Genomic DNA, 24,142 nt, shown 5'->3' on the forward strand with positions numbered 1-24,142 from the left:
GGCGAGTCGCGCGTGGCGATGACGCCGGCCTCGGCACGGGACTTGCAGAAGCTGGGGCATGACTGCCTGGTCGAGGCGGGGGCGGGCCTGGCGGCGGGGTTCACCGACGCGGCCTACGAGGCGGCCGGTGTCACCGTCGTGGCGGATGCCGCGACGCTCTGGGCCGAGGCGGAGATCGTCACCAAGGTGCGGCCGCCGCTGGAGGACGAGCTGGGCCGCCTGCGCGAGGGCCAGACGCTCATTTCCTTCTTCTACCCGGGCCAGAACGCCGAAGCGCTGGGCCGCGCCAGGGACGCCGGCGCCACGGTGATCGCGATGGACATGGTGCCGCGCATCTCCCGGGCGCAGAAGATGGACGCGCTGTCGTCGATGGCCAACATCGCCGGCTACCGCGCGGTGATCGAGGCGGGCAACAATTTCGGCCGCTTCTTCACCGGGCAGGTGACGGCCGCGGGCAAGGTGCCGCCCGCCCGCGTGCTGGTGATCGGCGCGGGCGTGGCGGGCCTCGCCGCGATCGGTACCGCGACCTCGCTCGGCGCGCAGGTGCAGGCCTTCGACGTGCGCCCCGAGGTGGCCGAGCAGATCGAGAGCATGGGCGCCGAGTTCGTCTTCCTCGACTTCGAGGACACGCAGGACAGCTCGGCGACGGGCGGCTACGCCGCGCCGTCTTCGCCTGAGTTCCGCGAAAAGCAGCTCGCCAAGTTCCGCGAGCTCGCGCCCGAGACCGACATCGTCATCACCACCGCGCTGATCCCGGGCCGCGACGCGCCGGTGCTGTGGACGAAGGACATGGTCGAGGCGATGAAGCCCGGCTCGGTGATCGTCGATCTCGCCGCCGAGCGCGGCGGCAATTGCGAGCTGACCGTGCCGGACGACAAGTTCGTCACCGAGGGCGGCGTCACCATCGTCGGCTACACCGACTTCCCCTCGCGCATGGCGGCGCAGTCCTCGACGCTCTACGCCACCAACATCCGCCACATGCTGGCTGATCTCACGCCGGGCAAGGACGGCGTCGTCGACCACGACATGGACGACGACGTGATCCGCGGCGCCACTGCCACCCATGCGGGCGAGATCACCTACCCGCCGCCCAAGCCCAGGACCGCGGCCATCGCCGCGGCGCCGAAGAAGGAGAAGCCGCGCGAGCTGACGGCCGAGGAAAAGCGCGGCCAGGAGGTCGCGGCCTTCCGCGCCCAGACCCGCAGCCAGGTGACGCTCTTGGCCGCCGGCGGCGCGGTGATGCTGCTTTTGGGCGCGGTGGCGCCGGCGAGCTTCATGAGCCACTTCATCGTCTTCGCGCTGGCCTGCTTCGTCGGCTTCCAGGTGATCTGGAACGTCAGCCACTCGCTGCACACGCCCTTGATGGCGGTCACCAACGCGATCTCGGGCATCGTCATCCTCGGCGCGCTCCTGCAGATCGGCTCGGGCAGTTTCCTCGTGGTGCTGCTTTCGTTCATCGCGGTGCTGATCGCCTCGATCAACATCGTCGGCGGCTTCCTGGTCACGCGCCGGATGCTCGCCATGTTCCGCAAGTCGTAAGGGGGCCGGATCGTGAGCATCGGCATCGTCTCGGCCGCCTATATCGTCGCGGCCATTCTCTTCATCCTGTCGCTGGGCGGCTTGTCGAACCAGGAAAGCGCCAAGCGCGCGGTCTGGTACGGCATCGCGGGCATGGCGGTGGCGGTCGCCGCCACCGTGTTCGGCCCCGGCGTGCACAACCTCTTCCTGATCCTGATCGCGGTGATCGCCGGCGGCTTCGCCGGCTGGGTCGTCGCCGGCCGGGTGCAGATGACCGAGATGCCGCAGCTGGTGGCGGCGCTGCACAGCTTCGTCGGTTTGGCCGCGGTGTTCATCGGGCTCAACGCCGACATCATGCTCGCCGACATCGAGGCGACGCTGGCCGGGCTCGGGCTCGACCGCGCGGCGCTGGCGCTCCTGGACCCCGACGAGCTTCAGGCCGCGGGCGGCGGCTTCTTCGGCGAGCTCACCGGCTTCGGCAAGAAGCTGGCGCTGAAGGACGCGGCCGAGATCGCGATCCTGAAGGCCGAGGTGGCCCTGGGCATCTTCATCGGCGCGGTCACCTTCACCGGCTCCGTGGTGGCCTTCGGCAAACTCGCCGGCCGGGTCGACGGCAAGCCGAAGAAGCTGCCCGGCGGCCACATGCTCAACGCCGCGGCACTGGCGCTCTGCGTGGCGCTGGGGCTTCTCTACCTCACCGGGGCCGGCATCTGGACCATGGTGCTGGTCACTGTCATCGCCGGCTTCATCGGCTGGCACCTGATCATGGGCATCGGCGGCGCCGACATGCCGGTGGTCGTCTCGATGCTGAACTCCTACTCGGGCTGGGCCGCCGCCGCGATCGGCTTCACGCTGGGCAACGACCTGCTGATCGTCACCGGCGCGCTGGTGGGCGCCTCGGGCGCGATCCTGTCCTACATCATGTGCAAGGCGATGAACCGCAAGTTCGTCTCGGTCATCCTCGGCGGCTTCGGCGGCAGCACGGGACCCGCGATGGAGGTCGAGGGCGAGCAGGTGGCGATCGACGCCGAGGGCGTGGCGCAGGCGCTCGACGAGGCCGAGAGCGTGGTGATCGTGCCGGGCTACGGCATGGCCGTGGCGCAGGCGCAGCAGTCGGTCTCCGAGCTGACCCGCCGGCTCAGGGCGCAGGGCAAGACCGTGCGCTTCGCGATCCACCCGGTGGCGGGGCGGCTGCCCGGCCACATGAACGTGCTGCTCGCGGAGGCGCGGGTGCCCTACGACATCGTGCTCGAGATGGACGAGATCAACGACGACTTCCCCACCACGGACGTCGCCATCGTCATCGGCTCGAACGACATCGTGAACCCCGCCGCGCAGGACGACCCGAACTCGCCCATCGCCGGCATGCCGGTGCTCGAGGTCTGGAAGGCCAAGCAGGTCTTCGTCTCCAAGCGCGGCCAGGGCACCGGCTATTCCGGCATCGAGAACCCGCTCTTCTTCAAGGACAACACCCGCATGTTCTACGGCGACGCCAAGAAGTCGCTCGACGAGCTGCTGACTCGGGTCGCCTGACCGGCGCGAGAGACGAGGAAAGGCCCCGCATCCGCGGGGCCTTTTCGCGTTGCGGGCCTGCCCGCCATGGGCGAGTGTCGCGCCATGTCGGCCCGCACCCCCCTGAACGGCATCGGCTTGCGGCTGCTCGCGGCCTTTCTCATCACGGCGATGTCGGCGATGGTCGCGATGGCGACGCGGGAGGTCGGGCTGGGACAGGTCGTGTTCTGGCGCTCGGCCGTGGCGCTGATCCCGATCTGCCTCTACATGGCGCTGTGCCGCGAATTTCCCTCGGCCATCGCCGCGAAACGGCCCGGCCTGCACCTGACCCGCAGCCTGTTCGGCGCGCTGTCGATGGCGCTGTCCTTCCTGTCGCTGGCCTGGCTGCCGGTCGCCAATGCGCAGGCGCTGGGGTACCTCGCCCCGGTGCTGACGCTGCCGCTGGCGGCGTGGTTCCTGGGCGAGCGGATCGGGCCGATGGTCTGGGGCGCGGCGGCGCTGGGGTTCGGCGGCGTGCTGGCGATGCTCGGCTCGGCGCTCGAGGCGCCGGGGCAGGGCGCGCTGATCGGCGTCGCGGCGGGCCTGGGCTACGCGGTGACGATGGCGGTGCTACGCGTGCACATCAAGGCGATGACGGCGAGCGAGAGGCCCTCGACCATCGCCTTCTGGTTCGCGGCGGTCTCGGCCCTGGCGGGGCTCGCGACATGGCCTTCGGGCTGGGACGCGCCCTCGGGCGAGATGCTGGGCTGGCTGATCGGCGCCGGGCTGACCGGCGGCCTCGCGCATGTCGCGGCGACCGAGGCGGTGGCACGCGCGCCGGTCGCGGTGCTGGCGCCGTTCGACTTCACAGGGCTGGTCTGGGCGTTGCTGTTCGACGCGGTGCTGTTCGGCGCGATGCCGGACGGGCTCGGGCTCCTGGGCGTGGCGGCGATCACCGGAGCGGCGTTGCTGGTGACCTTCGCCAGCTGGCGGCCCGGCGCGCAGCCCGGCCCGGTGCGCCCGCGCTGACGCGGCGCACCCGGCATGCTAGGCTTGGCGGGCAGCGGCAGGAGGCGAGCATGGAAAAGGTGACCGGCATAGGCGGCGTGTTCTTCCGGGCGCGTGACCCGGCGGCGCTTACCGAGTGGTACAAGACCCATCTCGGCATCGACGACATCTCGCTTTCGGTCTGGCAGCAGGAGGCCGGGCCGACCGTCTTCATGCCCTTCCCGCAGGCCACCGACTATTTCGACCGGCCCGAGCAGCAGTGGATGGTCAACTTCCGGGTCGCCGATCTCGACGCGATGATCGCGCAGCTCGAAGGCGCGGGGATCGCGGTCGAGACCCGGGCCGAGTGGGACAGCGGGATCGGCCGCTTCGCGCGCATCCGCGACCCCGAGGGCAACCCGATCGAGCTGTGGGAGCCCGCCGCGCCGGGCTGAGCCGCGCGGCTCAGGCGTCGATCTCGCGCCATTCGCCGGGGCCGAGGCCCTCGAGACTCCACGGCCCGATCCGCCAACGCACCAGCCTGAGCGTCGGAAAGCCGATCGCGGCGGTCATGCGCCGGACCTGCCGGTTGCGGCCTTCGCGCAGACCGATCTCGACCCAGGCGTCGGGCACCGATTTGCGGAACCGCACCGGCGGGTCGCGCTGCCACAGATCGGGCGCCTCGATCAGCCGCGCGCGGGCGGGCTGCGTCGGCCCGTCCTTGAGCGTCAGGCCGCGGCGCAGCGGCTCGAGCGCGGCCTCGTCCGGCGCGCCCTCGACCTGCACGAGATAGGTCTTCTCCATCTTGTGCTTCGGATCGGCGATCCGCGCCTGCAGCCGCCCGTCGTCGGTGAGCAGCATGAGCCCCTCGCTGTCGCGGTCGAGCCGGCCGGCCGGGTAGACCCCGGGGCGGTCGATGAAGTCCGACAGCGTGGCGCGCGGGGTCGGGCTGCGCGCGTCGGTGAACTGCGACAGCACGTTCATCGGCTTGTTGAACAGGACCAGTCGCGGCATCGGCGGCACTCTCCCCAAGGGCTCGGACCCCTATAGAACAAGGCGGGGCAGGGCGCGAAAGGCCGGCGGGAAAAAAATCCGCCCGCACTTGGAATTTTCCCTTGATCCGACTCGGCACTTGCCCCAAATGCGCCCGCAAGACGCCAACGCACGCGCCTCTGGCCACGCCTGGTCGAGCCTCCCGGATGGGAGGCGAGAACGGACCCCAGCACGCGTTTATGCAGCGACGGTAACGTCTCCCTTGGAACCGCCGGCCCCCTCCGGGCCCCCGTCACTCTATCGGAGATGCACATGACTGCATTCGTCGCGGGCGCCAGCGCCCCCTCCTTCGTTGCCGATTCCCGCCTGGAAGCCTATGCCGCCACGGCCGAGTTCGACCGGCCGACGCTGGTGATCGACGTCGACCGGGTCGAGGCGCAGTACGACGCGCTGAAGGCGGGCCTCGGCCGCGCCGACATCCACTACGCCGTGAAGGCCAACCCGCACCCGGCGATCATCGAGCGCCTCGTGAAGCTCGGCTCGCATTTCGACGCCGCCTCGCGCGCCGAGATTGAGCTGTGCCTGAGCCAGGGCGCGCGTCCCGAGCACGTCTCCTTCGGCAACACCATCAAGCGCGTCTCCGACATCGCCTTCGCCCACAATGCCGGCATCCGCATGTTCGCGGTCGATGCCGACGAGGAGCTGGAGAAGATCGCCGAGCACGCGCCCGGCGCGCAGGTCTATGTCCGGCTGATCGTCGAGACCTCGACCGCCGACTGGCCGCTGACCCGCAAGTTCGGCTGCGACCGCGACACCGCGCTGAAGCTTCTGGACCGCGCCGTCGAGCTGGGTCTCGAGCCGCTGGGCTTCTCGTTCCATGTCGGTTCGCAGACCCGCCACGCCGAGATGTGGACCCCGGTGCTCGACGAGCTGTCGCGCATCTGGACCGCCGCCAAGGAAGCCGGTCACGACCTCGAGCTGCTGAACATCGGTGGCGGCTTCCCGGCCTTCTACGGCGAGGAGATCCAGGCGCCGACCGACTATGCCGCCGCCGTGATGGCGCTGGTCGAGGCCCGCTTCCCCGGTGCGCGCCGCGTGATGGCCGAGCCCGGCCGCGGCATGGTCGCCGAGGCCGGCATGATCGCCTGCGAGGTGATGCTGACCTCGCGCAAGTCCGAGCGCGACCTGCACCGCTGGGTCTATCTCTCGATCGGCCGCTTCTCGGGGCTGGCCGAGACCGAGGGCGAGGCGATCCGCTACCAGTTCGTCACCGCCCGCGACGGCGAGGTGACCGGTCCCTGCATCCTCGCCGGCCCGTCCTGCGACAGCGCCGACGTGCTCTACGAGAAGCGCCCGGTGAACCTGCCGCTGGGCCTGAAGTCGGGCGACCGGGTGCTGATCCGCAACACCGGCGCCTACACCTCGACCTATTCCTCGGTCTGCTTCAACGGCTTCCCGCCGCTGGACGTCGTGACCATCTGAGAGATCCCGGGCGGAGCGCTCCGCCCGGGTCACGACCCGCGGGGCTGCATTCCCACGACGGTTCGCGCCCGTTCCGGCCTCAGGCCGGGACGGGCGTTTTCATGTCCGACAGGATCTCGGCGCCGATGCTGACGCTGCGCTTGCGGGCCTCTGGATCGAAGATCATTGAGGTCAGCATCAGCTCGTCGGGGCGGTAGCGCTCGACCATCTCGCGCAGCTCGCGCCGCACCTTGTCCTTGCCGCCGGTGGCCGAGACCGACAGCGCCGCCTGCGCACCCGCCAGCGCCGGGGCGGGCACATGGGCCGCGACGTCGCGCACCGGGCGGGGCAGGCGGCCGGGATTGCCGGTGCGGAGCCGCGCGAAGGCCTGGATCTGCGAGGAGCGAAGGTACTCGCCCTCGTCGTCGCTCTCGCCCGCGAAGATCCCCGCCGCCATCATGAAATGCGGCTTGTCGAGCCGGGCCGAAGGGCGGAAGCCCTCGCGGTAGGCGGTGATCGCCTGCTCGAGCATCTGCGGCGCGAAATGGCTGGCAAAGGCGTAGGGAAGGCCGAGATAGGCCGCGAGCTGCGCGCCGAAGGTCGAGGAGCCGAGGATCCAGACCGGCAGGCGCGAGCCCATGCCGGGCACCGCGCGCACCGGGGCGCGGCCGTCCTCGTCGTCGAGATAGCCGATCAGCTCGACCACGTCCTGCGGGAAGGCGTCGGCGCTCTGGTGGTAGCGGCGCAGCGCATGCGCGGTCGCGCCGTCGGTGCCGGGCGCGCGGCCCAGCCCGAGGTCGATGCGGCCGGGATGCAACGCGTCGAGCGTGCCGAACTGCTCGGCCACCACCAAGGGCGCGTGGTTGGGCAGCATGATCCCGCCAGAGCCCACGCGGATGGTCGAGGTCGCCTGCGCGACATGGCCGATCACCACCGCCGTCGCTGCGCTGGCGATGCCGGGCATGTTGTGATGCTCTGCCAGCCAGTAGCGGTGGTAGCCCTGCGCCTCGGCATGGCGGGCGAGATCGGCGGCGTTGTGCAGCGCCTCGGCCGGGGTTTCATCCTCGGTCACGGGCGCGAGGTCGAGTAGCGAATAGTTCTGCATGATCTGCTCCTGGCTTGGCCCCCGATATGGGAGATCGGGAGCGGCGCGAAAACCACCGCGGGCGCACAACCCGGACGCAGCCTGCGAAGACATGCGCTAACATGCTGTCCGGGTTCGACTTCGCAGGTTTACTCGCCCGGGCGGCGCGGTCATTCTGCCGCTGCGTCAAACCGGGAGAGCGCCGATGCCCCTCACCGACCACCCGCTGCGGCACGAGCTCGCCAACGAGCTGCATGCGCGCCCCTTTCCGGCGCTGGATGCGCCGGGGCAGGCGGCCTACCTGGCGCTCGGACCCGAGGATGGCAACCCCCGCGACCCCGAGGCCGAGCGCGCGCATCTGCTGGCGCTGCTCGACTGGTTCGGCGCGCCGCATCCGCAGCCCGGGGCGACGCACTGGTCCGGCCAGATCGGCCGGCACCGGCTGAAATGGGAAAGCCACACCGAGTTCGTGAGCTACATGATCCTGACCGACGGCGCCTCGGAGCCGCCGTTCCGCGAGGGTCTCGCCGGGTTTCCCGCCGACTGGCTCGAGGCCGCGCCGGGGCGGCGGCTGACCTCCGCGCTGGTGCGGGTGGAGCTTGCGGCGGGCGAGGAGGAGATCGCGCGCCGGGCGGAATCGTGGTTCGTGCCAGAGAGCCTCGCGCTCAGCCGCGTGCTCGACGACCAGCTGATGGTGGCGGGCGACTTCCGGATCGACGCGGCGGGCCACATGCGCTTTGCCGTCTTCGCGCGCCCCGGCACCGGCGGGCGACGGATCGGCCGGGTGGTGCAGCGGCTCTGCGAGATCGAGACCTACAAGGCGATGGCGATGCTGGGGCTGGCGCAGGCGCGCCGGATGGGGCCGGAGATCGCCGCGCTGGAGGCGAAGCTCTCGGACCTCGCCTCCGAGATGGCGGCCGGTCCCGGCGACCCGGCGGCGACGCTGGCGGTGCTCTTGTCGGTGTCGTCCGAGCTCGAGGAGCTGCGCGCCCGGTCGAGCTTCCGGTCCGGCGCGACGCGGGCCTACGAGACGCTGGTGAACCAGCGCATCGGCGTGCTGCGCGAGACCCGCTTCGGCGGCCGCCAGACCTTCGCGGAGTTCATGATGCGCCGCTTCGACCCGGCGATGCGCACGGTCGAGTCGACCGACCGCCGGCTCGCCCAGCTCTCCGAGCGCGCGGCCCGCGCCGCCGACCTGTTGCGCACCCGGGTGGATGTCGAGCGTTCCGCCCAGAACCAGGAGCTTCTGGCGTCGATGGACCGGCGCGCCGACATGCAGCTCAGGCTGCAGCGCACGGTCGAGGGGTTGAGCGTCGTGGCCATCAGCTACTACGCGGTGAGCCTCGCCGCCTACCTGTTCGGGCCCGTCGCCCTCGGGCTCGGGATCGACAAGGCGGTGCTCACGGCGGTCCTGGTGCTGCCGGTGGCCGGGCTGGTCTGGCTGACACTGCGGCGTATCCGGCAGAAGCTGCACTAGGCCGCGCAGGCGGGGCGACCTTGGCGCGGGGTGCCGGCTTGCACCTGCCCGCGCGAGGGCGCAGTCTGCGCGCGACCCCGACAGCCGAGGATTCCCGATGCCGATCAAGAACCGTTTCGCCGAGCTCCTGCCCGAGATCACCGCCTGGCGGCACGACCTGCACGAGAACCCCGAGATCCTCTACGACACCCACCGCACCTCCGGCGTCGTCGCCGAGAAGCTGCGCGCCTTCGGCTGCGACGAGGTGGCCGAGGGGCTGGGCCGCACCGGCGTGGTCGGCGTGATCCGCGGCAAGCAGACGAACTCGGGCCGGGTGATCGGCCTGCGCGCCGACATGGACGCGCTGCCGATCCACGAGCAGACCGGCAAGCCCTACGCCTCGAAGACCGATGGCGCGATGCATGCCTGCGGCCATGACGGCCACACCTCGATGCTGCTCGGCGCCGCGAAGTACCTGAGCGAGACCCGCAACTTCGACGGCACCGTGGTGGTGATCTTCCAGCCCGCCGAAGAGGGCGGCGGCGGCGGCCGCGAGATGTGCGAGGACGGGCTGATGGAGCGCTTCGGCGTGCAGGAGGTCTACGGCATGCACAACTGGCCGGGCATCCCGCTCGGGCAGTTCGCGATCCGCCCCGGCGCCTTCTTCGCCTCGACCGACCAGTTCGAGATCACGATCGAGGGCAAGGGCGGCCACGCCGCCAAGCCGCACGAGACGGTCGACTCGACGCTGGTGGCGAGCCACGTGGTGATCGCGCTGCAATCGATCGCCAGCCGCAACGCCGACCCGACCGGGCAGATCGTGGTTTCGGTCACCTCCTTCGAGACCTCGTCCAAGGCCTTCAACGTGATCGCCCAACGGGTGACGCTGAAGGGCACGGTGCGCACCATGTCGCCCGAGTTCCGCGCCATGGCGCAGGAGCGTCTCACCGCCATCGCCGAGACCACGGCGCGGGCCTTCGGCGCGACCGCCAAGGTGAACTACATCAAGGGCTACCCGGTGATGATCAACCACGAGGCCGAGACCGAGTTCGCGGCCGAGGTGGCGCGCGCGGTGTCGGGTGACTGCGCCGAGGCGCCGCTGATCATGGGTGGCGAGGATTTCGCCTACATGCTCGAGGAGCGCCCCGGGGCCTACATCCTCGTCGGCAACGGCGACACGGCCTCGGTGCATCACCCGGAATACGACTTCTCGGACGAGGCGATCCCGTCGGGCTGCTCGTGGTGGGCGGAGCTGGTCGAGCGGCGGATGCCGGCGGCCTGAGCGCGCCTCAGCCCTTGCGGTGGACGAAGCGCGGATCGGTGCTGAGCAGCATCTCGACGAAGAGCCGCTCGGCATCGAAATCATGCGGCACCTGCGTGGCGTCGCGCCGGCCCGACAGCGACTTCGACGCGAAGAAGTCGAAGCCGTAGAGCGCGGCGCGGCTGACGCCGGAGCGGGCCAGCAGGTCGATCACCATCAGGCCGGTGGTGGCCGGGGCGTCCAGCCGGCGCCGCAGCCGCGCGTTCTCGTCCGCGGGGTTGAGGTGGAACCCCTCGCGCCGGGCTATACGCCAGGGCAGGCGCTTGCGCTTTGCCGTCATCCACAGCAGCAGGTCGGGCCGGCGGTCGCGGAGCGTGGCCTCGGGCACCGGGGTGGACATGGCGAGCCAGTCGGTGCGGCTGCCATGCGAGCGCGCGGCGGGCATCGGCGCGGAATTGAGCCGGATCACCAGGTCGGCCATGTCGATCTCGCGCCCGAAATCGGTGGCGGCGAGGGCGCGGGCATTGCCGACCAGCGCCACGCGCCGGCTCTCCAGCCGCTCCAGCAGCGCGGCGCGCGGCAGGCCCAGCGTGGAGAGTTGCGCCTCGTCCTGCCGGAACTTGGCGATCTCGAAGCGGAGCCGGTTCATCTGCGCGCCTTCGCCAGCGCCGCGAGATCGGAGAAGAGCGCCTCGGCCCGGGTCTGCGCGGTTTCCAGGAAGGCACGGATGGCAGCGGTCTCGCGCGGCTCGAAATCCCGGCGCGCGGGCAGGTCGTCGGCCTCGTCGAGCGCGATGAGCCGGTCGAGGCCGAGCCCCGAATCCGAAAGAAGGCGTTCGATCTTCGAGGCGTTGGAGGCCAGCGCCAGGAACGGCGTTTCGGTCAGCATCGACAGGCACACGGCGTGGAACCGGCCGGTGAGGTGCAACCGGGCCGCGGCGATCCGTTCGAGATAGGCCGCCTCGTCGCGCGGCATCTCGAGCGGCGGCAGCCGTAGCCGCCCGTACCAGGCGCTGGCCAGGGCGGCGCGGGCCGGGGCGGCGCTCCAGATCTTCGAGCGCAGGGTCTTGGTCGGCACCAGCCGCGCCTGCGGCAGGCGCGCGGCGGCGGCGCCGAGCACGCGGCGCGGCGCGGGTTTCACGCTGTCGCCGACGATCACGCCGTTGCGCCGGGTGGGGGACACCTCGGCCGGGGCCGAGAGCGACAGGTCCGGCAGCCAGCGCACGTCCCGGCCGCTGGCCAGGCGCATCGCCTCGGCGCTGGCGCTGTCGCGCGCGGCGATCAGGTCGAAGCGGCGCAGCCGCGCGCCCCACTCGTCGGGGTTGTGCTCCCAAAGCGCGTTGACCAGCGCCAGGGGGGTCTGGCCGCGAGCCGGGTGATCGGCGACCTTCAGAAGCGCCGCGCCGGCGGCGCGGCCGTGATGCAGCGTGCCCTCGCCGTTGACGACGATCAGGCTGGCGCGCTTCATCTCGCGCAGGAAGGCCTCGTCGCGGGTCCAGTCGTTGCGCGCCGGGCTGCGGGCGGTCACGTCCAGCCCGTGGCGTTCGAGCCCATCGACGAGAAGCCGCATCACCCGGGCGCAGCCGTGATGATAACGGGTCGAAGTGTCGTTGAGTATGACGGCGGTACGGGTCATGGCGCCGGTTGCATAGGCGGTTTCATCGGGCGTTGTAAGTCATTCCTCGTCGCACAGGCGGCGCAGCGCCGACAGCGTCCGCAGCCGTGCCGCGCCGCGATCCGCCATGACCCGCCCCGCCGCGGTGCGCATCGCCGCGAGCTCGTTCGAGCCGAGCAGGTCGGCCAGAACGGCGCCGATCGCCTCGGGGCGCTCGACGCAGCGCGCGGCCCCGGACCGGTCGAGCGCGGCATAGGCGGCCGGGGCGTTGTGCAGGCGCGGCCCGTGCAGGAGCGCCGCGCCGAGCCGGGCCGCCTCCCAGGGGTTGTGCCCGCCCTGCGGGCCGAACGAGCCGCCCAGAAACACCAGCGGCGCCAGCCGGAAGATCAGGCCGGTCTCGCCGATCGCGTCGACCAACCAGACCTCCTGCGACCCCGGGCCCGCCGTCTCGGTATGCCGGGCATGGGAAAGACCGGCTTGCTCCAGCAGCGCGGCCACGGCGTCGGCGCGCTCGGGGTGGCGCGGCGCGAGGACCAGCCGCAGGCCGGGATGCCGTGCCCGGGCCTGAAGATGGGCGGCGATGACCGCCTCCTCGTCGCCGGCATGGGTGGAGACCGCGGCCCAGAGCGGCGCGTCCGCGATGGCCTGCCGCGCCGCGGCCAGCCGCTCGGCATCGACGGGCAGCGGCGCGGCGGCGGCCTTGAGGTCGCCCGGCACGGTGATCCGGTCGCGCGCGAAGCCGAGCGCCGCGATCTCGGCGGCGACGTCCTCGTCCTGCGCGGTCACGAGGCCGAAGCCCTGCATCAGCGCGGCGGTCAGGCGCGGCGCGCGGGCCCGGCTGCGCGAGGGTCGCGCGTTGAGCAGCGCCAGCGGCACGCCGCGCTCGCGGGCCTCGGCGAGCAGGCGGGGCCACAGGTCGCCCTCGACCATGCAGGCGAGATCCGGCCGCCAATGATCGAGGAACCGCCGCGCGGCCCGCGCGGTGTCGAGCGGCAGGTACTGGTGGATCACGCCCGCCTCGATGCGCGCCGCGCGCGCCGCGCCGGTCGAGGTGGTGGTCGTGACCAGCACCCGCCAGCCGGCCTCCGCGAGGTCGCGGGCCAGGTCGGCGATGGAGGCCACCTCGCCGACGGAGGCGGCGTTGATCCAGCACAGACGCCCCTCGGGACGGGGGCGGGTGGCCCGGCCGAGCCGCTCGGCCAGGCGGTCCGGCGCGGCGCGCTGACCGTCATGGACCCGGCGGGCGATCCGGTCCTCGACGGGCCGCGGTAGCGCCGCCGATCCGCCGAGCCACAGTCGCAGCGGCCAGGGCGTGCCGCTCATCCGCCGGTGTGGCTCATGTGGCGGCTGACGCGGCCCGCGACATCCTCGCGCGAGTAGTCGAAATCATGCCCCTTGGGCTTGAGCGCGATCGCGGCGCGGATCGCCCGCTCGAGCGTGGCGTCGCCCTCGCTCGAGCGCAGCGGGCCCCGCAGGTCGGAATGGCCCTCCTGCCCGAGGCAGGTGTAGATCTCGCCGGTGCAGGTCACGCGCACCCGGTTGCAGCTTTCGCAGAAATTGTGGCTCAGGGGCGTGATGAAGCCCACCCGCTGGCGCGTCTCGCCCAGCATGACGTAGCGCGCGGGGCCGCCGGTGCGGTCGGGCAGGTCGTGCAGCGTGTAGCGCCGCGCCAGATCCGCGCGCAGGTCCTGCAGGCTCCAGTACTGGCCGATCCGGTCCTCGTTGCCGATGTCGCCCATCGGCATGACCTCGATGAAGGTCAGGTCCATGTCGCGGGCGGCGCAGAACTCGGTGAGCGCGAAGAGCTCGTCCTCGTTGAAGCCCTTGAGCGCGACGGTGTTGATCTTGACGCGCAGACCGGCGGCGAGGGCGGCGTCGATCCCGGCCAGCACCTGCGGCAGCCGGCCCCAGCGGGTGACGCGGGCGAACTTCGCCTCGTCGAGCGTGTCGAGCGAGACGTTCACACGGCGCACCCCGGCGGCGTAGAGATCCTTCGCGTGGCGGCCGAGCTGGCTGCCATTCGTGGTCAGGGTCAGCTCCTTCAGCGCACCGGTTTCGAGATGCCGGCCCATGGCGGCGAAGAAGGTCATGATGTCCCGGCGCACCAGCGGCTCGCCGCCGGTGATGCGCAGCTTCTCGACGCCCAGCCGGACGAAGGCCGAGCAGAGGCGGTCGAGCTCCTCCAGCGTCAGAAGCTCGGCCTTGGGCAGGAACTGCATCTTCTCGGACATGCAGTAGACGCAGCGGAAATCGCAGCGATCCGTCACCGAGACCCGCAGGTAGCGGATCGCCCTCGCGAAAGGATCGACGAGGGGGACGGCAGGCTGCGGGATGGGTGCGGCTGTCATGCCGAGAAACTAGGTATCGCGGGCGCGCTTGGCAAGCGAAGCCGCCGGTGGCGAGGGCATCGTGAAACCCCGCCGCGCGGCCGGGCCGGCAAACGGCCGCCGGCGGGTCTGCGGCGGCTCTTGCCGATGGGGGCGCCGCCGCTACTCTCGGCGCATGACACGCCTGATCATTCCCTCCGCCCTCGTCGCGCTCGGCCTGCTTTCGGGCTGCGCGGAACTGCAGCAGGCCGCCGCGCCCGAGACGGCCGCAGAGGCCGCCCAGCCCACCGCGCAGCCCGCCCCGGCGGCGCGGCCCGCGCCGCCGCCCCCGCCGCCGGCGGGCGCCAGCGCCGCGGCGCTCGACACCACCTCCGAGGAGGAGCGGGCCGAGGCGGTCAGCGCCCCCGAGCCGGGTGGCGAGCAGCAGCTCGGAACCACCATCGCCTCGCTCGGCGCGCCCGCCGAGCCGGGGCTGTGGATGGAAACGCCGCTCGTCAGCGCGGTCACGCAAGGACGGGTCGAGGCCGCCAACGGCAAGACGGTGAAGCTCGAGCTGCGCCCCTCGGGCGGCGCCGCGGGTTCGGGCAGCGAGATCAGCCTGCCGGCGATGCGCCTGCTGGAAGTGCCGCTCACCTCGCTGCCGGAGCTCACGGTCTACCGGGGCTAGGGCTTGATCGGCGGACCGGGCGGGCCGTAGCCTTCGCCCATGGCCGCCAATCCGCACAGCCGCACCGACCTTGCGCGCGACCTCCGCGCGCTCGGCCTGCGGGCGGGCGACACGGTGATGGTGCATGCCGCGCTGCGCCGGCTTGGCCGGGTGCTGGGCGGCGCCGTCGTGCTGGTCGATGCCCTGCTCGACGCCACGGGCCCCGGCGGAACGGTCATGGCCTATACCGATTTCGGCACCGAGTATGACGACCTGCTCGATGGCGAGGGGCGGGTGCCGGCGCAGTGGCGGCCGCACCTGCCGCCCTTCGACCCGGCCGCCACGCCCGCCATCCGCGAGGTGGGCGCATGGCCGGAGCTGCTGCGCACCCGGCCCGGGGCGCGCCGCAGCGCCAACCCGGGCGCGGCCTGCGCGGCGCTGGGCGCCCGCGCGCCGGACCTGACGCGGGATCATCCCCATGACTACGGCTACGGGGCGGACTCGCCCTTCGGCCGGCTCGCCGCGCTGCCGGGCGGGCGGGTGCTGATGCTGGGGGCGCCGTGGGAGACAATGACGCTTCTGCACCACGCCGAGCAGATGGCCCGCCTGCCAGACCGGCGCGTGCGCCGTTACGAGGTGCCGCTTGCGGTGGAAGACGGCGTCTCGTGGCGGATGATCGAGGAGTTCGAGACCCGGATACCGGTGCTGCCGGAATTTCGCGACGACTATTTCGGCGACATCGTGCGCGACTTCGTGGCGTCGGGGCAGGGCCGCGAGGGGCGGGTGGGCGACGCGCCCGCTCTGCTGGTCGGGGCGGGCGCCATCGTCGATTTCGCCTGTCGCTGGATGGAGGAACGGGCCGGCGCCTGAAGCACCGGCCCGGACCGTGTCACTCCACGGTGACGGATTTGGCGAGGTTGCGCGGCTGGTCCACGTCGGTGCCTTTCGAGACGGCGGTGTGGTAGGCCAGCATCTGGGCCGGGACGGCATAGAGGACCGGCGCCCAGAAGGGGTCGATCTCGGGCAGGACGATCTGCTCCCAGACCCCTTCGCCGGCGACCTCGGCGCCCTTGGCGTCGGTGACCAGCAATACCTTGCCGCCGCGCGCCATCACCTCCTGCATGTTCGAGACGGTCTTGTCGAACAGCTCGTCATGCGGCGCGATGACCACCACCGGCACATGCTCGTCGATCAGCGCGATCGGGCCGTGCTTCAGCTCGCCCGAAGCATAAGCTTCGGCGTGGATGTAGCTGATTTCCTTCAGCTTCAGTGCGCCCTCGAGGGCCAGAGGATACATCCGGCCGCGTCCGAGGAACAGGATGTCGCGCGCCTCGGCGAGCTGGCGCGAGATGCGCTGGCACTCGGCCTCCACGGTCAGGCCCTGATGGATCAGCCCCGGCAGGGCGCGCAGGCCGGCCTCGAGGCGGGCGAGCTCTTCCGCCCCGAGCGTGCCGCGCTGCCGCGCCGCCTCGAGCGCGAGCGTGCCGAGCACGAGGAGCTGACAGGTGAAGGCCTTGGTCGAGGCGACGCCGATCTCGGCGCCGGCGAGGATCGGCAGGGCGATGTCGCTTTCGCGCGCGATCGAGCTTTCGGTGACGTTGACCACCGACAGCACGGTCTCGGCCTTGCCCTGCATGTAGCGCAGCGCGGCGAGCGTGTCGGCGGTTTCGCCCGACTGGCTGACGAAGAGCGCGGCGCTGCGCGGCGCCACCGGCGGCTCGCGGTAGCGGAACTCGGAGGCCACGTCGATCTCGACCGGCAGGCGGGCGATCTGCTCGAACCAGTATTTCGCGACGTTGCAGGCGTAGAAGGCGGTGCCGCAGGCCACCAGCGTCAGCCGGTCGATCGACGCGAAGTCGATGCCGGGCTCGGGCAGGACGACGCCGCCCTCGGGCCGCAGGTAATGCGCCATGGCATCGGCCAGCACGCGCGGCTGCTCGGCGATCTCCTTGGCCATGAAGTGCTTGTGCCCGGCCTTGTCGACCTGGGCACTGGCGGCGGCGATGCGCTTTTCGGAGCGGGTGACCTCGCGGCCCTGTGCGTCGAAGATCACCGCGCCGGCGCGGGTGACCTCGGCGCGGTCGCCCTCTTCGAGATAGGTGATGCGGTCGGTCAGGTTGCCGAGCGCGATCGCGTCGGAGCCCACGAACATCTCGCCCTCGCCATGGCCGATCGCCAGCGGGCTGCCCTTGCGCGCGGCGATCAGCAGGTCGGGCTCGCCCTCGAACAGGAAGCACAGCGCATAGGCGCCCTCGAGCCTCGCGATGGTCGCGGCGGCGGCGTCGCGCGGCGACATCTGCTGGTCGAGATGCATCTGGCACAGCAGCGCGACGGTCTCGGTGTCGGTCTCGGTCTGGTGCGAGATTCCGGCGCGGGCGAGCTCCTCGCGCAGCGCGCGGTAGTTCTCGATGATGCCGTTGTGGACCACCGCGACGCGGGCCCCGGCATGGGGGTGGGCGTTGGTCTCGGTGGGCGCGCCGTGGGTGGCCCAGCGGGTGTGGCCGATGCCGGCATGGCCGCGCAGCGGCTCGTGCACCAGCCGGTCCGACAGGTTCACCAGCTTGCCGACCGCGCGGCGGCGCTCGAGCCGGCCCTCGTTCAGCGTGGCGACGCCGGCGCTGTCATAGCCGCGATATTCCAGCCGCTTGAGCGCATCCACCAGCAGCGGCGCCGCCTCGTGACGGCCGAGAACGCCTACGATTCCACACATCTCAGTCGCCTTTCGATTTCGCGGCCTTGGCGGCGCGCAGTTTCTCGAAGAACCGGGCCGCGAAGCCCGGCTTGTTGGTCTGCCGGGCGCGGCCCACCGCCATGTCGCCGGCCGGCACGTTGTGGGTGACCACGGTGCCGGTGGCGGTCATCGTGCCGTCGCCCAGCGTCACCGGCGCCACCAGCATGGTGTTCGAGCCGATGAAGGCGTCGCGGCCGATGGTGGTGCGGTGCTTGAACACGCCGTCGTAGTTGCAGGTGATGGTGCCCGCGCCAATATTGGTGCCCGCGCCGATATCGGCGTCGCCCAGATAGGTCAGGTGGTTGACCTTGGCGCCGGTGCCGACCTGCGCGTTCTTGATCTCGACGAAATTGCCGACATGCACCTCCTCGGCCAGCTCCGCGCCCGGCCGCAGCCGCGCGAAGGGGCCGACGGTGGCGCCGCGCGAGACGTGGCAGCCCTCGAGATGGCTGAAGGCGCGGATCTTGGCGCCGCTCTCGATGGTGACGCCGGGGCCGAAGACCACGTTGGGCTCGATCACCGTGTCGCGGCCGATCACCGTGTCGCGGGCGAAGGTGACGGTCTCGGGGGCGAGCAGGGTGACGCCGTCCTCCATCGCCTCGGCGCGCCGGCGCGTCTGGAAGGCGGCTTCGGCTGCGGCCAGCTCGGCGCGGGTGTTGATGCCCAGCGTCTCGGCCTCCTCGCAGCGCACCACCTCGGCCGAAAGCCCGGCCTCGCGGGCGAGGCCGACGATGTCGGTCAGGTAGTATTCGCCCGCGGCGTTGTCGTTGGTGACGCGGTCGAGCAGGCCGAAGAGGGTTTCGGCATCGGCCGCGATCACCCCGGAGTTGCACAGCCGGATGGCGCGGGTGGCTTCGTCGGCGTCCTTGAACTCGACGATCCGGTCGAGCCGGTCGCCCTCTGTCACCAGCCGGCCGTAGCGGCCGGGATCGGCGGCTTCGAAGCCCAGCACGACGAGATCGGCGCGGGCGCGGGCGGCGAGCATCGTCTCGAGCGTCTCGGGCCGGATGAACGGCGTGTCACCGTAGAGCACCACCGCGTCGCCCGAGAAGGTCTCGAGCGCGGGCCGGGCCTGCTGGACCGCGTGGCCGGTGCCCTCCTGCGTCTCCTGCCGCACCGTCGCGGCCGTCTCGTCGAAGGCGCGCGCCGCCGTCTCGACCGCCTCGGCGCCATGGCCCGCGACCACCACCATGCGCTCGGGCTCGAGCGCCAGTCCCGCCGCCATCGCATGGTGCAGAAGCGGCGACTGGCCGATCTCGTGCAGGACCTTCGGCAGGTCCGAATTCATCCGTGTGCCCCGGCCGGCGGCCAGGACGATCAAGGCCGTGCCCATCTCTGCCCCTCTTGTCGTTTGGCCGCTGTTCTACTAGCCGCAACCATGGCGACAAGGCTTGAATGACCGGGACGCGATCAAATCCGGCTACGCATCGTTACAGGAGGCGCCATGCGCACCGTGATCTTCGACCTCGACGGCACTCTCGCGGAAACCAGCGGCGACCTGATCGCCGCCGCCAACCGGTGCTTTGGCGATCTCGGACTCGGGCCGCTGCTCGATCCGCGCGAGGACGCGGCCACCGCGATGCACGGGGCGCGGGCCATGCTGCGGCTGGGGCTGAGCCGGGTGGGCGAGGTGGACGAGCAGGAGATCGAGCGGCAATACCCGCGCCTGCTGGCCTATTACGACGAGGAGATCGACCGGCATTCCGTGCTTTTTCCCGGTGCGGTCGAGGCGGTGGCGGAGCTGTCGCGGCTGGGCCACCCGGTGGGCATCTGCACCAACAAGCCCGAAGCCCTGGCCGAGAAGCTCCTCGTCCGGCTGGGCGTGCGGGCAAGCTTCGCCTGCCTCGTCGGCGCCGACACGCTGGCGATGCGCAAGCCCGACCCGGAATGCCTGCGCGAGACCGTGCGCCGGGCGGGCGGCGATCCGGCGCATTGCGTCCTCGTCGGCGACACCGAGACCGACCGTGTCACGGCGCGCGCGGCCGGTGTGCCGTCGATCCTGGTAGCCTTCGGGCCCAACGGCCACCGCACGGCCGACCTGCGGCCCGAGGCGCTGATCTCGCATTACGACGAACTGGTGGCGGCGGTGCAGGCGCTGGGCTGAGCGCGCCGCGGCCATCTGCCGTTTCGTTTCACTGGAAACATGCAGCGCGCCCTCGGCGTGCTGCTCTAAGCCGTTTCGCAGATCCGGCCGTCGCTCGCGCCGCGGGCTTATTCGATCGCGTCGGTGTCGTAGAGCGGGATGGTCGAGATCGACATCTTGGCCGAGCCCTGCGTCAGCTCGTTGCCATGGGCAAGGTAGATCAGCACCTGGTTGGTCTCGTCGTAGATGCGGCTGATCCGCAGCGTCTTGAGGATGATCGAGCGGCTTTCGCGAAACACCGGCTCGCCGTCGCGCGACCGGTCAATGTCGCCCAGCGTGATGGGGCCGGTCTGGCGGCAGTCGATCGAGGCGTTCGACGGGTCCTCGAACCAGTTGCCCTGGCTCAGCCGGTCGATGATCGAGCGTTCGAAATAGGCGATGTGGCAGGTCACGCCCTCGACCTCCGGATCCGGGATCGCCTCGACGATGATGTCGTTGCCGACCCAGTCGACCCCGACCTGGCCGACCTTCTCGGCAAGCGCCGGGGCGGGCAGGGCGAGAAGGGCGAGCAGGGGCGCGAGCAGGCGTGTCATGGCCGGGCAACGCCGGGCAGGGTGGTCGGTTCCACCCCGGCGCGGCGTTTGACGCCCCGGCCGGGCGGGCCAGTTCTCGCCAAGGACGACGACGGAGGCGCGGCATGGAATCGATCTGGGAGACCGGCAGCGACGGCGGCGTGCTGCACCATCACCTCGACTGGCTGGTGGCGGGGCTCGAATGGGTGGCGGCGATTATCGACCTCTTCGCCATCGCGTTGCTGCTTCTGGGCGCGGCGCGCTTCATCGCCGGGGTCGCGAAGGCCGAGATCCGCGGCGACGACGGCGAGCGGGTGCGCGCCACCAATGCCGAGCGGATCGAGCTGGGGCGCTACATCCTCGCCGGGCTCGAGCTGTTCATCGTCTCGGACATCATCCATACCGCGCTGAGCCTGGCGCTGGCCGACCTCGTCTTCCTCGGCCTGCTGGTGATCATCCGCTCGCTCATCTCCTTCTTTCTCGACCGCGAGCTGGAGCAGGTGAAGCAGGAATTGCGTGACTGGCCGGACGACGAGGCCCGCCGGCCGCGCCGGGATCGAAAGCCGCCGCCCTCCGCGCGCACCTGACGCATCCCGCAACCCCCTCGCTCGGTTGACCCTTCCGGGGGGCGGGTTTAAGGATCGCCCAATCGATTGCCAGCTCCCGCGTGAAAGGACCCGACGTGGAACTGCTCCTAGCGGAATACCTTCCGATCCTGATCTTTCTCGGCCTCGCCGTCGCGCTGGGCGCGATCCTGATCCTCGCGGCGGTGGTGCTGGCGGTGCGCCGGCCCGACCCGGAGAAGGTCTCGGCCTATGAATGCGGCTTCAACGCCTTCGACGACGCGCGGATGAAGTTCGACGTGCGGTTCTACCTCGTCTCGATCCTGTTCATCATCTTCGACCTCGAGGTGGCCTTCCTGTTCCCCTGGGCCGTGGCCTTCGGCGAGCTGAGCATGCTGGCCTTCTGGTCGATGATGGTGTTCCTCGCCGTGCTGACCATCGGCTTCGCCTATGAATGGAAGAAGGGAGCTCTCGAATGGGAGTGATGACCGGCGCCAACACCGCGGGCGCGGACCGCGAGGTCGCGACCCAGACCCTGAACCGCGAGCTGACCGACAAGGGTTTCCTGGTCACCTCGACCGCGGACATGATCAACTGGGCGCGCACCGGCTCGCTGCACTGGATGACCTTCGGTCTGGCCTGCTGCGCGGTCGAGATGATGCACACCTCGATGCCGCGCTACGACCTCGAGCGCTTCGGCACCGCGCCGCGCGCCAGCCCGCGCCAGTCCGACCTGATGATCGTCGCGGGCACGCTGACCAACAAGATGGCGCCGGCGCTGCGCAAGGTCTATGACCAGATGCCCGAGCCGCGCTACGTGATCTCGATGGGCAGCTGCGCCAATGGCGGCGGCTACTACCACTACAGCTACTCGGTGGTGCGGGGCTGCGACCGGGTCGTTCCGGTCGACGTCTACGTGCCGGGCTGCCCGCCCACCGCCGAGGCGCTGCTTTACGGAATCCTGCAGCTGCAGCGCAAGATCCGCCGCACCGGCACGATCGTCCGCTGAAGCCTCGCCGGCGCCCGGCGCGCCGGCCCTGACCATCCTTTGGGGGAATCGCCATGAGCGAGGCATTGAACGACCTGGGCGCGCATCTCGAATCCAAGCGCCCCGATTGCGTGATCGGGTGGGAGGTCGCCTTCGGAGAGCTGACCGTCACCGTCTCGCCCGAGGCGATCCCCGGCTTCGTTGAGCTGCTCAAGACCGACCCGACCTGCCGCTTCACCACGCTGGTGGACATCACGGCGGTGGACTACCCGGGCCGCGAGAAGCGCTTCGACGTGGTCTACCATTTCCTGTCGATGTGGCAGAACCAGCGCATCCGGATCCGCGCCGAGCTGCGCGAGGACGAGATGGTGCCCTCGATCATCGAGCTGCACCCCTCGGCCAACTGGTTCGAGCGCGAGATGTTCGACATGTTCGGCATCCTGTTCTCCGGGCATCCGGACCTGCGCCGAATCCTCACCGATTACGGCTTCCGCGGTCATCCGCTGCGCAAGGACTTCCCGACCACGGGCTACACCGAGGTGCGCTTCGACGAGGTGCAGAAGCGGGTGGTCTATGAGCCCGTGAAGCTGGTGCAGGAGTACCGGCAGTTCGACTTCATGAGCCCCTGGGAAGGGGCGCAATACGTGCTTCCCGGCGACGACAAGGCCGGCGATGCGGGCGCGAAGGGGTAAGGCGATGGACGGCAGCACGATCAACGCGCGCGGCTTCGAAGACGCCAGGACCGGCGAACAGAAGATCCGCAACTTCAACATCAACTTCGGGCCCCAGCACCCGGCGGCGCACGGCGTGCTGCGGCTCGTGCTCGAGCTCGACGGCGAGATCGTCGAGCGCTGCGATCCGCATATCGGCCTGCTGCACCGCGGCACCGAGAAGCTGATGGAAAGCCGCACCTACCTGCAGAACCTGCCCTATCTCGACCGCCTCGACTACGTGGCGCCGATGAACCAGGAACACGCCTGGTGCCTCGCCATTGAGAAGCTCACCGGCACCGAGGTGCCGCGCCGGGCGCAGCTGATCCGCGTGCTCTACTGCGAGATCGGGCGCATCCTGTCGCATCTGCTCAACGTCACCACGCAGGCGATGGACGTGGGCGCGCTCACCCCGCCGCTGTGGGGCTTCGAGGAGCGCGAGAAGCTGATGATCTTCTACGAGCGGGCCTCGGGTGGGCGGCTGCACGCCGCCTATTTCCGCCCCGGCGGCGTGCACCAGGACCTGCCGCCCGAGCTGATCGACGACATCGAGACATGGTCGCGCGAGTTCCCCAGCGTGCTCGACGACATCGACGGGCTCTTGACCGAGAACCGCATCTTCAAGCAGCGCAACGTCGATATCGGCGTGGTCAGCCAGGACGAGGCGCAGGAGTGGGGCTTCTCGGGCGTGATGGTGCGCGGCTCGGGCATGGCCTGGGACCTGCGGCGCGCGCAGCCCTACGAGTGCTACGACGAGTTCGACTTCCAGATCGCCGTCGGCAAGAACGGCGACTGCTACGACCGCTACCTCGTGCGGATGGCCGAGATGCGCGAGAGCATCAAGATCATCCAGCAGGCCTGCGAGAAGCTGCGCAACGAGCCCGGCGACGTGCTGGCGCGAGGCAAGATCACGCCGCCCAAGCGCGGCGACATGAAGACCTCGATGGAAGCGCTGATCCATCATTTCAAACTCTACACCGAGGGCTTCCACGTGCCCGCGGGCGAGACTTATGCCGCGGTCGAGGCGCCCAAGGGCGAGTTCGGCGTCTACCTGGTGGCCGACGGCTCGAACAAGCCCTACCGCGCCAAGCTGCGCGCGCCGGGCTACCTGCACCTGCAGGCGATGGATCACGTCACCAAGGGCCACCAGCTGGCCGACGTGGCGGCGATCATCGGCACCATGGATATCGTGTTCGGCGAGGTCGACCGCTAAGGCGGCCGGCCGCATCTCAATCGGGCCTCCGCGCGGCGGCGGCCCCCAGACGGGACGGGAACGGAATGACGGCGATGCGTGTGATCGTGGCTCTCGGCGTGCTCGGCGCGCTCTCGGCCTGTTCGGCGGGGGTGCAGCTGGGCAATCGCGGCGTGGTGGGCAGCCTGGCCCCGACCAGCGTGGCGCCCGCCGCGCAGCCCGCCATGCCGGTCTCGCCGCAGGACCGCCTGGTCTCCGCGATCGAGGCGCAGGGCTGCCGGCTCAATGCCGAGAATGTCGGCGCGGTGCTGCTGCGCGCCAACCTGACCCAGCAGGAGCTGATGCGGATCACCCCCGAGCTCGCCGCCGAGGGCCGTGTCCGGGTTTCGGACGAGGGCACCATCAGGGTGCTGTCGCCGAGCTGCCTGTGACCCCGGGCGTCCTGCGCCCCTGATTTTCTTCCGC

Annotated in this window: 25 protein-coding genes; 16 read left to right on the plus strand and 9 right to left on the minus strand. The window is 70.8% G+C overall.

Translation table 11 applies throughout. The features are described from left to right. The 4 genes from BLT43_RS00005 to BLT43_RS00020 form a co-directional block, all read left to right on the plus strand. On the plus strand, positions 1-1,539 hold a 1,539-nt coding region (locus tag BLT43_RS00005; RefSeq protein ID WP_242652163.1), incomplete at its 5' end, for a Re/Si-specific NAD(P)(+) transhydrogenase subunit alpha. Positions 1,540-1,551: 12 nt separating this feature from the next. Continuing rightward, the gene (locus BLT43_RS00010) at positions 1,552-3,051 is read left to right on the plus strand and encodes an NAD(P)(+) transhydrogenase (Re/Si-specific) subunit beta (RefSeq protein ID WP_090109025.1); all 1,500 of its coding nucleotides are present in this window, start codon (positions 1,552-1,554) and stop codon (positions 3,049-3,051) included. 84 nt (positions 3,052-3,135) lie between these two features. After that, positions 3,136-4,038 carry a DMT family transporter gene (locus BLT43_RS00015; RefSeq protein WP_242652164.1) on the plus strand — a complete coding sequence of 301 codons (903 nt, stop codon included), beginning with the start codon at positions 3,136-3,138 and terminating at the stop codon, positions 4,036-4,038. A 50-nt stretch (positions 4,039-4,088) separates the two neighbouring features. Further along, the gene (locus BLT43_RS00020) at positions 4,089-4,451 is read left to right on the plus strand and encodes a VOC family protein (RefSeq protein ID WP_090109029.1); all 363 of its coding nucleotides are present in this window, start codon (positions 4,089-4,091) and stop codon (positions 4,449-4,451) included. Between the two features lie 10 nt (positions 4,452-4,461). Here the strand turns inward: BLT43_RS00020 and BLT43_RS00025 are convergent, their stop codons facing one another. After that, positions 4,462-5,010: a pseudouridine synthase gene (locus BLT43_RS00025; protein ID WP_090109033.1), complete on the minus strand. Its 549-nt coding sequence runs from the start codon at positions 5,008-5,010 to the stop codon at positions 4,462-4,464. Positions 5,011-5,301: 291 nt separating this feature from the next. On the opposite strand from BLT43_RS00025, the gene BLT43_RS00030 reads away from it, so the two are divergent. Then, positions 5,302-6,471 carry a type III PLP-dependent enzyme gene (locus BLT43_RS00030; RefSeq protein ID WP_165612505.1) on the plus strand — a complete coding sequence of 390 codons (1,170 nt, stop codon included), beginning with the start codon at positions 5,302-5,304 and terminating at the stop codon, positions 6,469-6,471. A 79-nt stretch (positions 6,472-6,550) separates the two neighbouring features. Here the strand turns inward: BLT43_RS00030 and BLT43_RS00035 are convergent, their stop codons facing one another. Further along, entirely contained in the window at positions 6,551-7,555 is a 1,005-nt protein-coding gene (locus tag BLT43_RS00035) for an LLM class flavin-dependent oxidoreductase (protein WP_090109036.1), read from the minus strand. A 184-nt stretch (positions 7,556-7,739) separates the two neighbouring features. Here BLT43_RS00035 and BLT43_RS00040 point away from each other — a divergent pair, with 184 nt between their 5' ends. Next, a complete protein-coding gene (locus BLT43_RS00040) occupies positions 7,740-9,011 on the plus strand; it encodes a DUF3422 family protein (protein ID WP_090109038.1) in 1,272 nt (423 codons plus the stop codon). Positions 9,012-9,108: 97 nt separating this feature from the next. Then, positions 9,109-10,272 carry a M20 aminoacylase family protein gene (locus BLT43_RS00045; RefSeq protein WP_090109039.1) on the plus strand — a complete coding sequence of 388 codons (1,164 nt, stop codon included), beginning with the start codon at positions 9,109-9,111 and terminating at the stop codon, positions 10,270-10,272. Between the two features lie 7 nt (positions 10,273-10,279). On the opposite strand, the gene BLT43_RS00050 is transcribed toward BLT43_RS00045, so the two are convergent. Genes BLT43_RS00050 through moaA form a run of 4 tightly spaced genes read right to left on the minus strand, consistent with a single transcriptional unit; the run spans position 10,280 to position 14,213 of the window. After that, on the minus strand, positions 10,280-10,900 hold the full coding sequence (locus tag BLT43_RS00050) for a glycosyltransferase family 29 protein (protein WP_090109040.1): 621 nt from the start codon (positions 10,898-10,900) through the stop codon (positions 10,280-10,282). Further along, complete coding sequence (locus tag BLT43_RS00055; protein ID WP_090109041.1) at positions 10,897-11,886, minus strand: polysaccharide pyruvyl transferase family protein; 990 nt, start codon at positions 11,884-11,886, stop codon at positions 10,897-10,899. Before BLT43_RS00055 ends, BLT43_RS00050 begins: the two co-directional genes overlap by 4 nt. Before the next feature lie 39 nt (positions 11,887-11,925). Further along, positions 11,926-13,188, minus strand: a complete 1,263-nt coding sequence (locus BLT43_RS00060) for a 3-deoxy-D-manno-octulosonic acid transferase (RefSeq protein WP_090109042.1) — start codon at positions 13,186-13,188, stop codon at positions 11,926-11,928. After that, entirely contained in the window at positions 13,185-14,213 is a 1,029-nt protein-coding gene (moaA, locus tag BLT43_RS00065) for a GTP 3',8-cyclase MoaA (RefSeq protein ID WP_090109043.1), read from the minus strand. The genes BLT43_RS00060 and moaA overlap by 4 nt, the downstream gene beginning before the upstream one ends. A 154-nt stretch (positions 14,214-14,367) precedes the next feature. Between moaA and BLT43_RS00070 the strand changes: the two genes are divergently transcribed. Both BLT43_RS00070 and aac(3) read left to right on the plus strand, forming a co-directional pair. Beyond that, positions 14,368-14,859, plus strand: coding sequence for a D-galactarate dehydratase (locus BLT43_RS00070; RefSeq protein WP_165612506.1), 492 nt, complete (start codon positions 14,368-14,370; stop codon positions 14,857-14,859). Positions 14,860-14,898: 39 nt separating this feature from the next. Then, the gene (gene aac(3) / locus BLT43_RS00075) at positions 14,899-15,708 is read left to right on the plus strand and encodes an aminoglycoside 3-N-acetyltransferase (protein ID WP_090109044.1); all 810 of its coding nucleotides are present in this window, start codon (positions 14,899-14,901) and stop codon (positions 15,706-15,708) included. A 19-nt stretch (positions 15,709-15,727) separates the two neighbouring features. On the opposite strand, the gene glmS is transcribed toward aac(3), so the two are convergent. Together glmS and glmU are read right to left on the minus strand one after the other, a co-directional pair. Continuing rightward, positions 15,728-17,548, minus strand: a complete 1,821-nt coding sequence (gene glmS / locus BLT43_RS00080; RefSeq protein WP_090109045.1) for a glutamine--fructose-6-phosphate transaminase (isomerizing) — start codon at positions 17,546-17,548, stop codon at positions 15,728-15,730. Position 17,549: 1 nt separating this feature from the next. Further along, positions 17,550-18,902, minus strand: a complete 1,353-nt coding sequence (gene glmU, locus BLT43_RS00085) for a bifunctional UDP-N-acetylglucosamine diphosphorylase/glucosamine-1-phosphate N-acetyltransferase GlmU (protein ID WP_090109046.1) — start codon at positions 18,900-18,902, stop codon at positions 17,550-17,552. A 111-nt stretch (positions 18,903-19,013) separates the two neighbouring features. Between glmU and BLT43_RS00090 the strand changes: the two genes are divergently transcribed. Next, positions 19,014-19,673, plus strand: a complete 660-nt coding sequence (locus tag BLT43_RS00090; RefSeq protein ID WP_090109047.1) for an HAD-IA family hydrolase — start codon at positions 19,014-19,016, stop codon at positions 19,671-19,673. Positions 19,674-19,780: 107 nt separating this feature from the next. Here BLT43_RS00090 and BLT43_RS00095 read toward each other — a convergent pair whose 3' ends face one another. Beyond that, positions 19,781-20,245, minus strand: coding sequence for a CreA family protein (locus BLT43_RS00095; RefSeq protein WP_090109048.1), 465 nt, complete (start codon positions 20,243-20,245; stop codon positions 19,781-19,783). Between the two features lie 104 nt (positions 20,246-20,349). On the opposite strand from BLT43_RS00095, the gene BLT43_RS00100 reads away from it, so the two are divergent. The 6 genes from BLT43_RS00100 (at position 20,350) to BLT43_RS00125 (ending at position 24,108) form a co-directional block, all read left to right on the plus strand. Next, the gene (locus tag BLT43_RS00100) at positions 20,350-20,811 is read left to right on the plus strand and encodes a DUF1622 domain-containing protein (protein ID WP_090109050.1); all 462 of its coding nucleotides are present in this window, start codon (positions 20,350-20,352) and stop codon (positions 20,809-20,811) included. A 95-nt stretch (positions 20,812-20,906) separates the two neighbouring features. Further along, a complete protein-coding gene (locus tag BLT43_RS00105; RefSeq protein WP_090109052.1) occupies positions 20,907-21,272 on the plus strand; it encodes an NADH-quinone oxidoreductase subunit A in 366 nt (121 codons plus the stop codon). Next, positions 21,272-21,796, plus strand: coding sequence for a NuoB/complex I 20 kDa subunit family protein (locus BLT43_RS00110; protein ID WP_090109054.1), 525 nt, complete (start codon positions 21,272-21,274; stop codon positions 21,794-21,796). The genes BLT43_RS00105 and BLT43_RS00110 overlap by 1 nt, the downstream gene beginning before the upstream one ends. A 53-nt stretch (positions 21,797-21,849) precedes the next feature. Next, a complete protein-coding gene (locus BLT43_RS00115) occupies positions 21,850-22,467 on the plus strand; it encodes an NADH-quinone oxidoreductase subunit C (protein ID WP_090109056.1) in 618 nt (205 codons plus the stop codon). A 4-nt stretch (positions 22,468-22,471) separates the two neighbouring features. Then, the gene (locus tag BLT43_RS00120; protein WP_090109057.1) at positions 22,472-23,698 is read left to right on the plus strand and encodes an NADH-quinone oxidoreductase subunit D; all 1,227 of its coding nucleotides are present in this window, start codon (positions 22,472-22,474) and stop codon (positions 23,696-23,698) included. A gap of 65 nt (positions 23,699-23,763) precedes the next feature. Next, on the plus strand, positions 23,764-24,108 hold the full coding sequence (locus BLT43_RS00125) for a hypothetical protein (RefSeq protein ID WP_090109059.1): 345 nt from the start codon (positions 23,764-23,766) through the stop codon (positions 24,106-24,108). Positions 24,109-24,142: the final 34 nt, after the last annotated feature.

The sequence above is a fragment of the Limimaricola pyoseonensis genome (assembly GCF_900102015.1).
In the GTDB taxonomy this organism is placed as follows: Bacteria; Pseudomonadota; Alphaproteobacteria; order Rhodobacterales; family Rhodobacteraceae; genus Limimaricola; species Limimaricola pyoseonensis.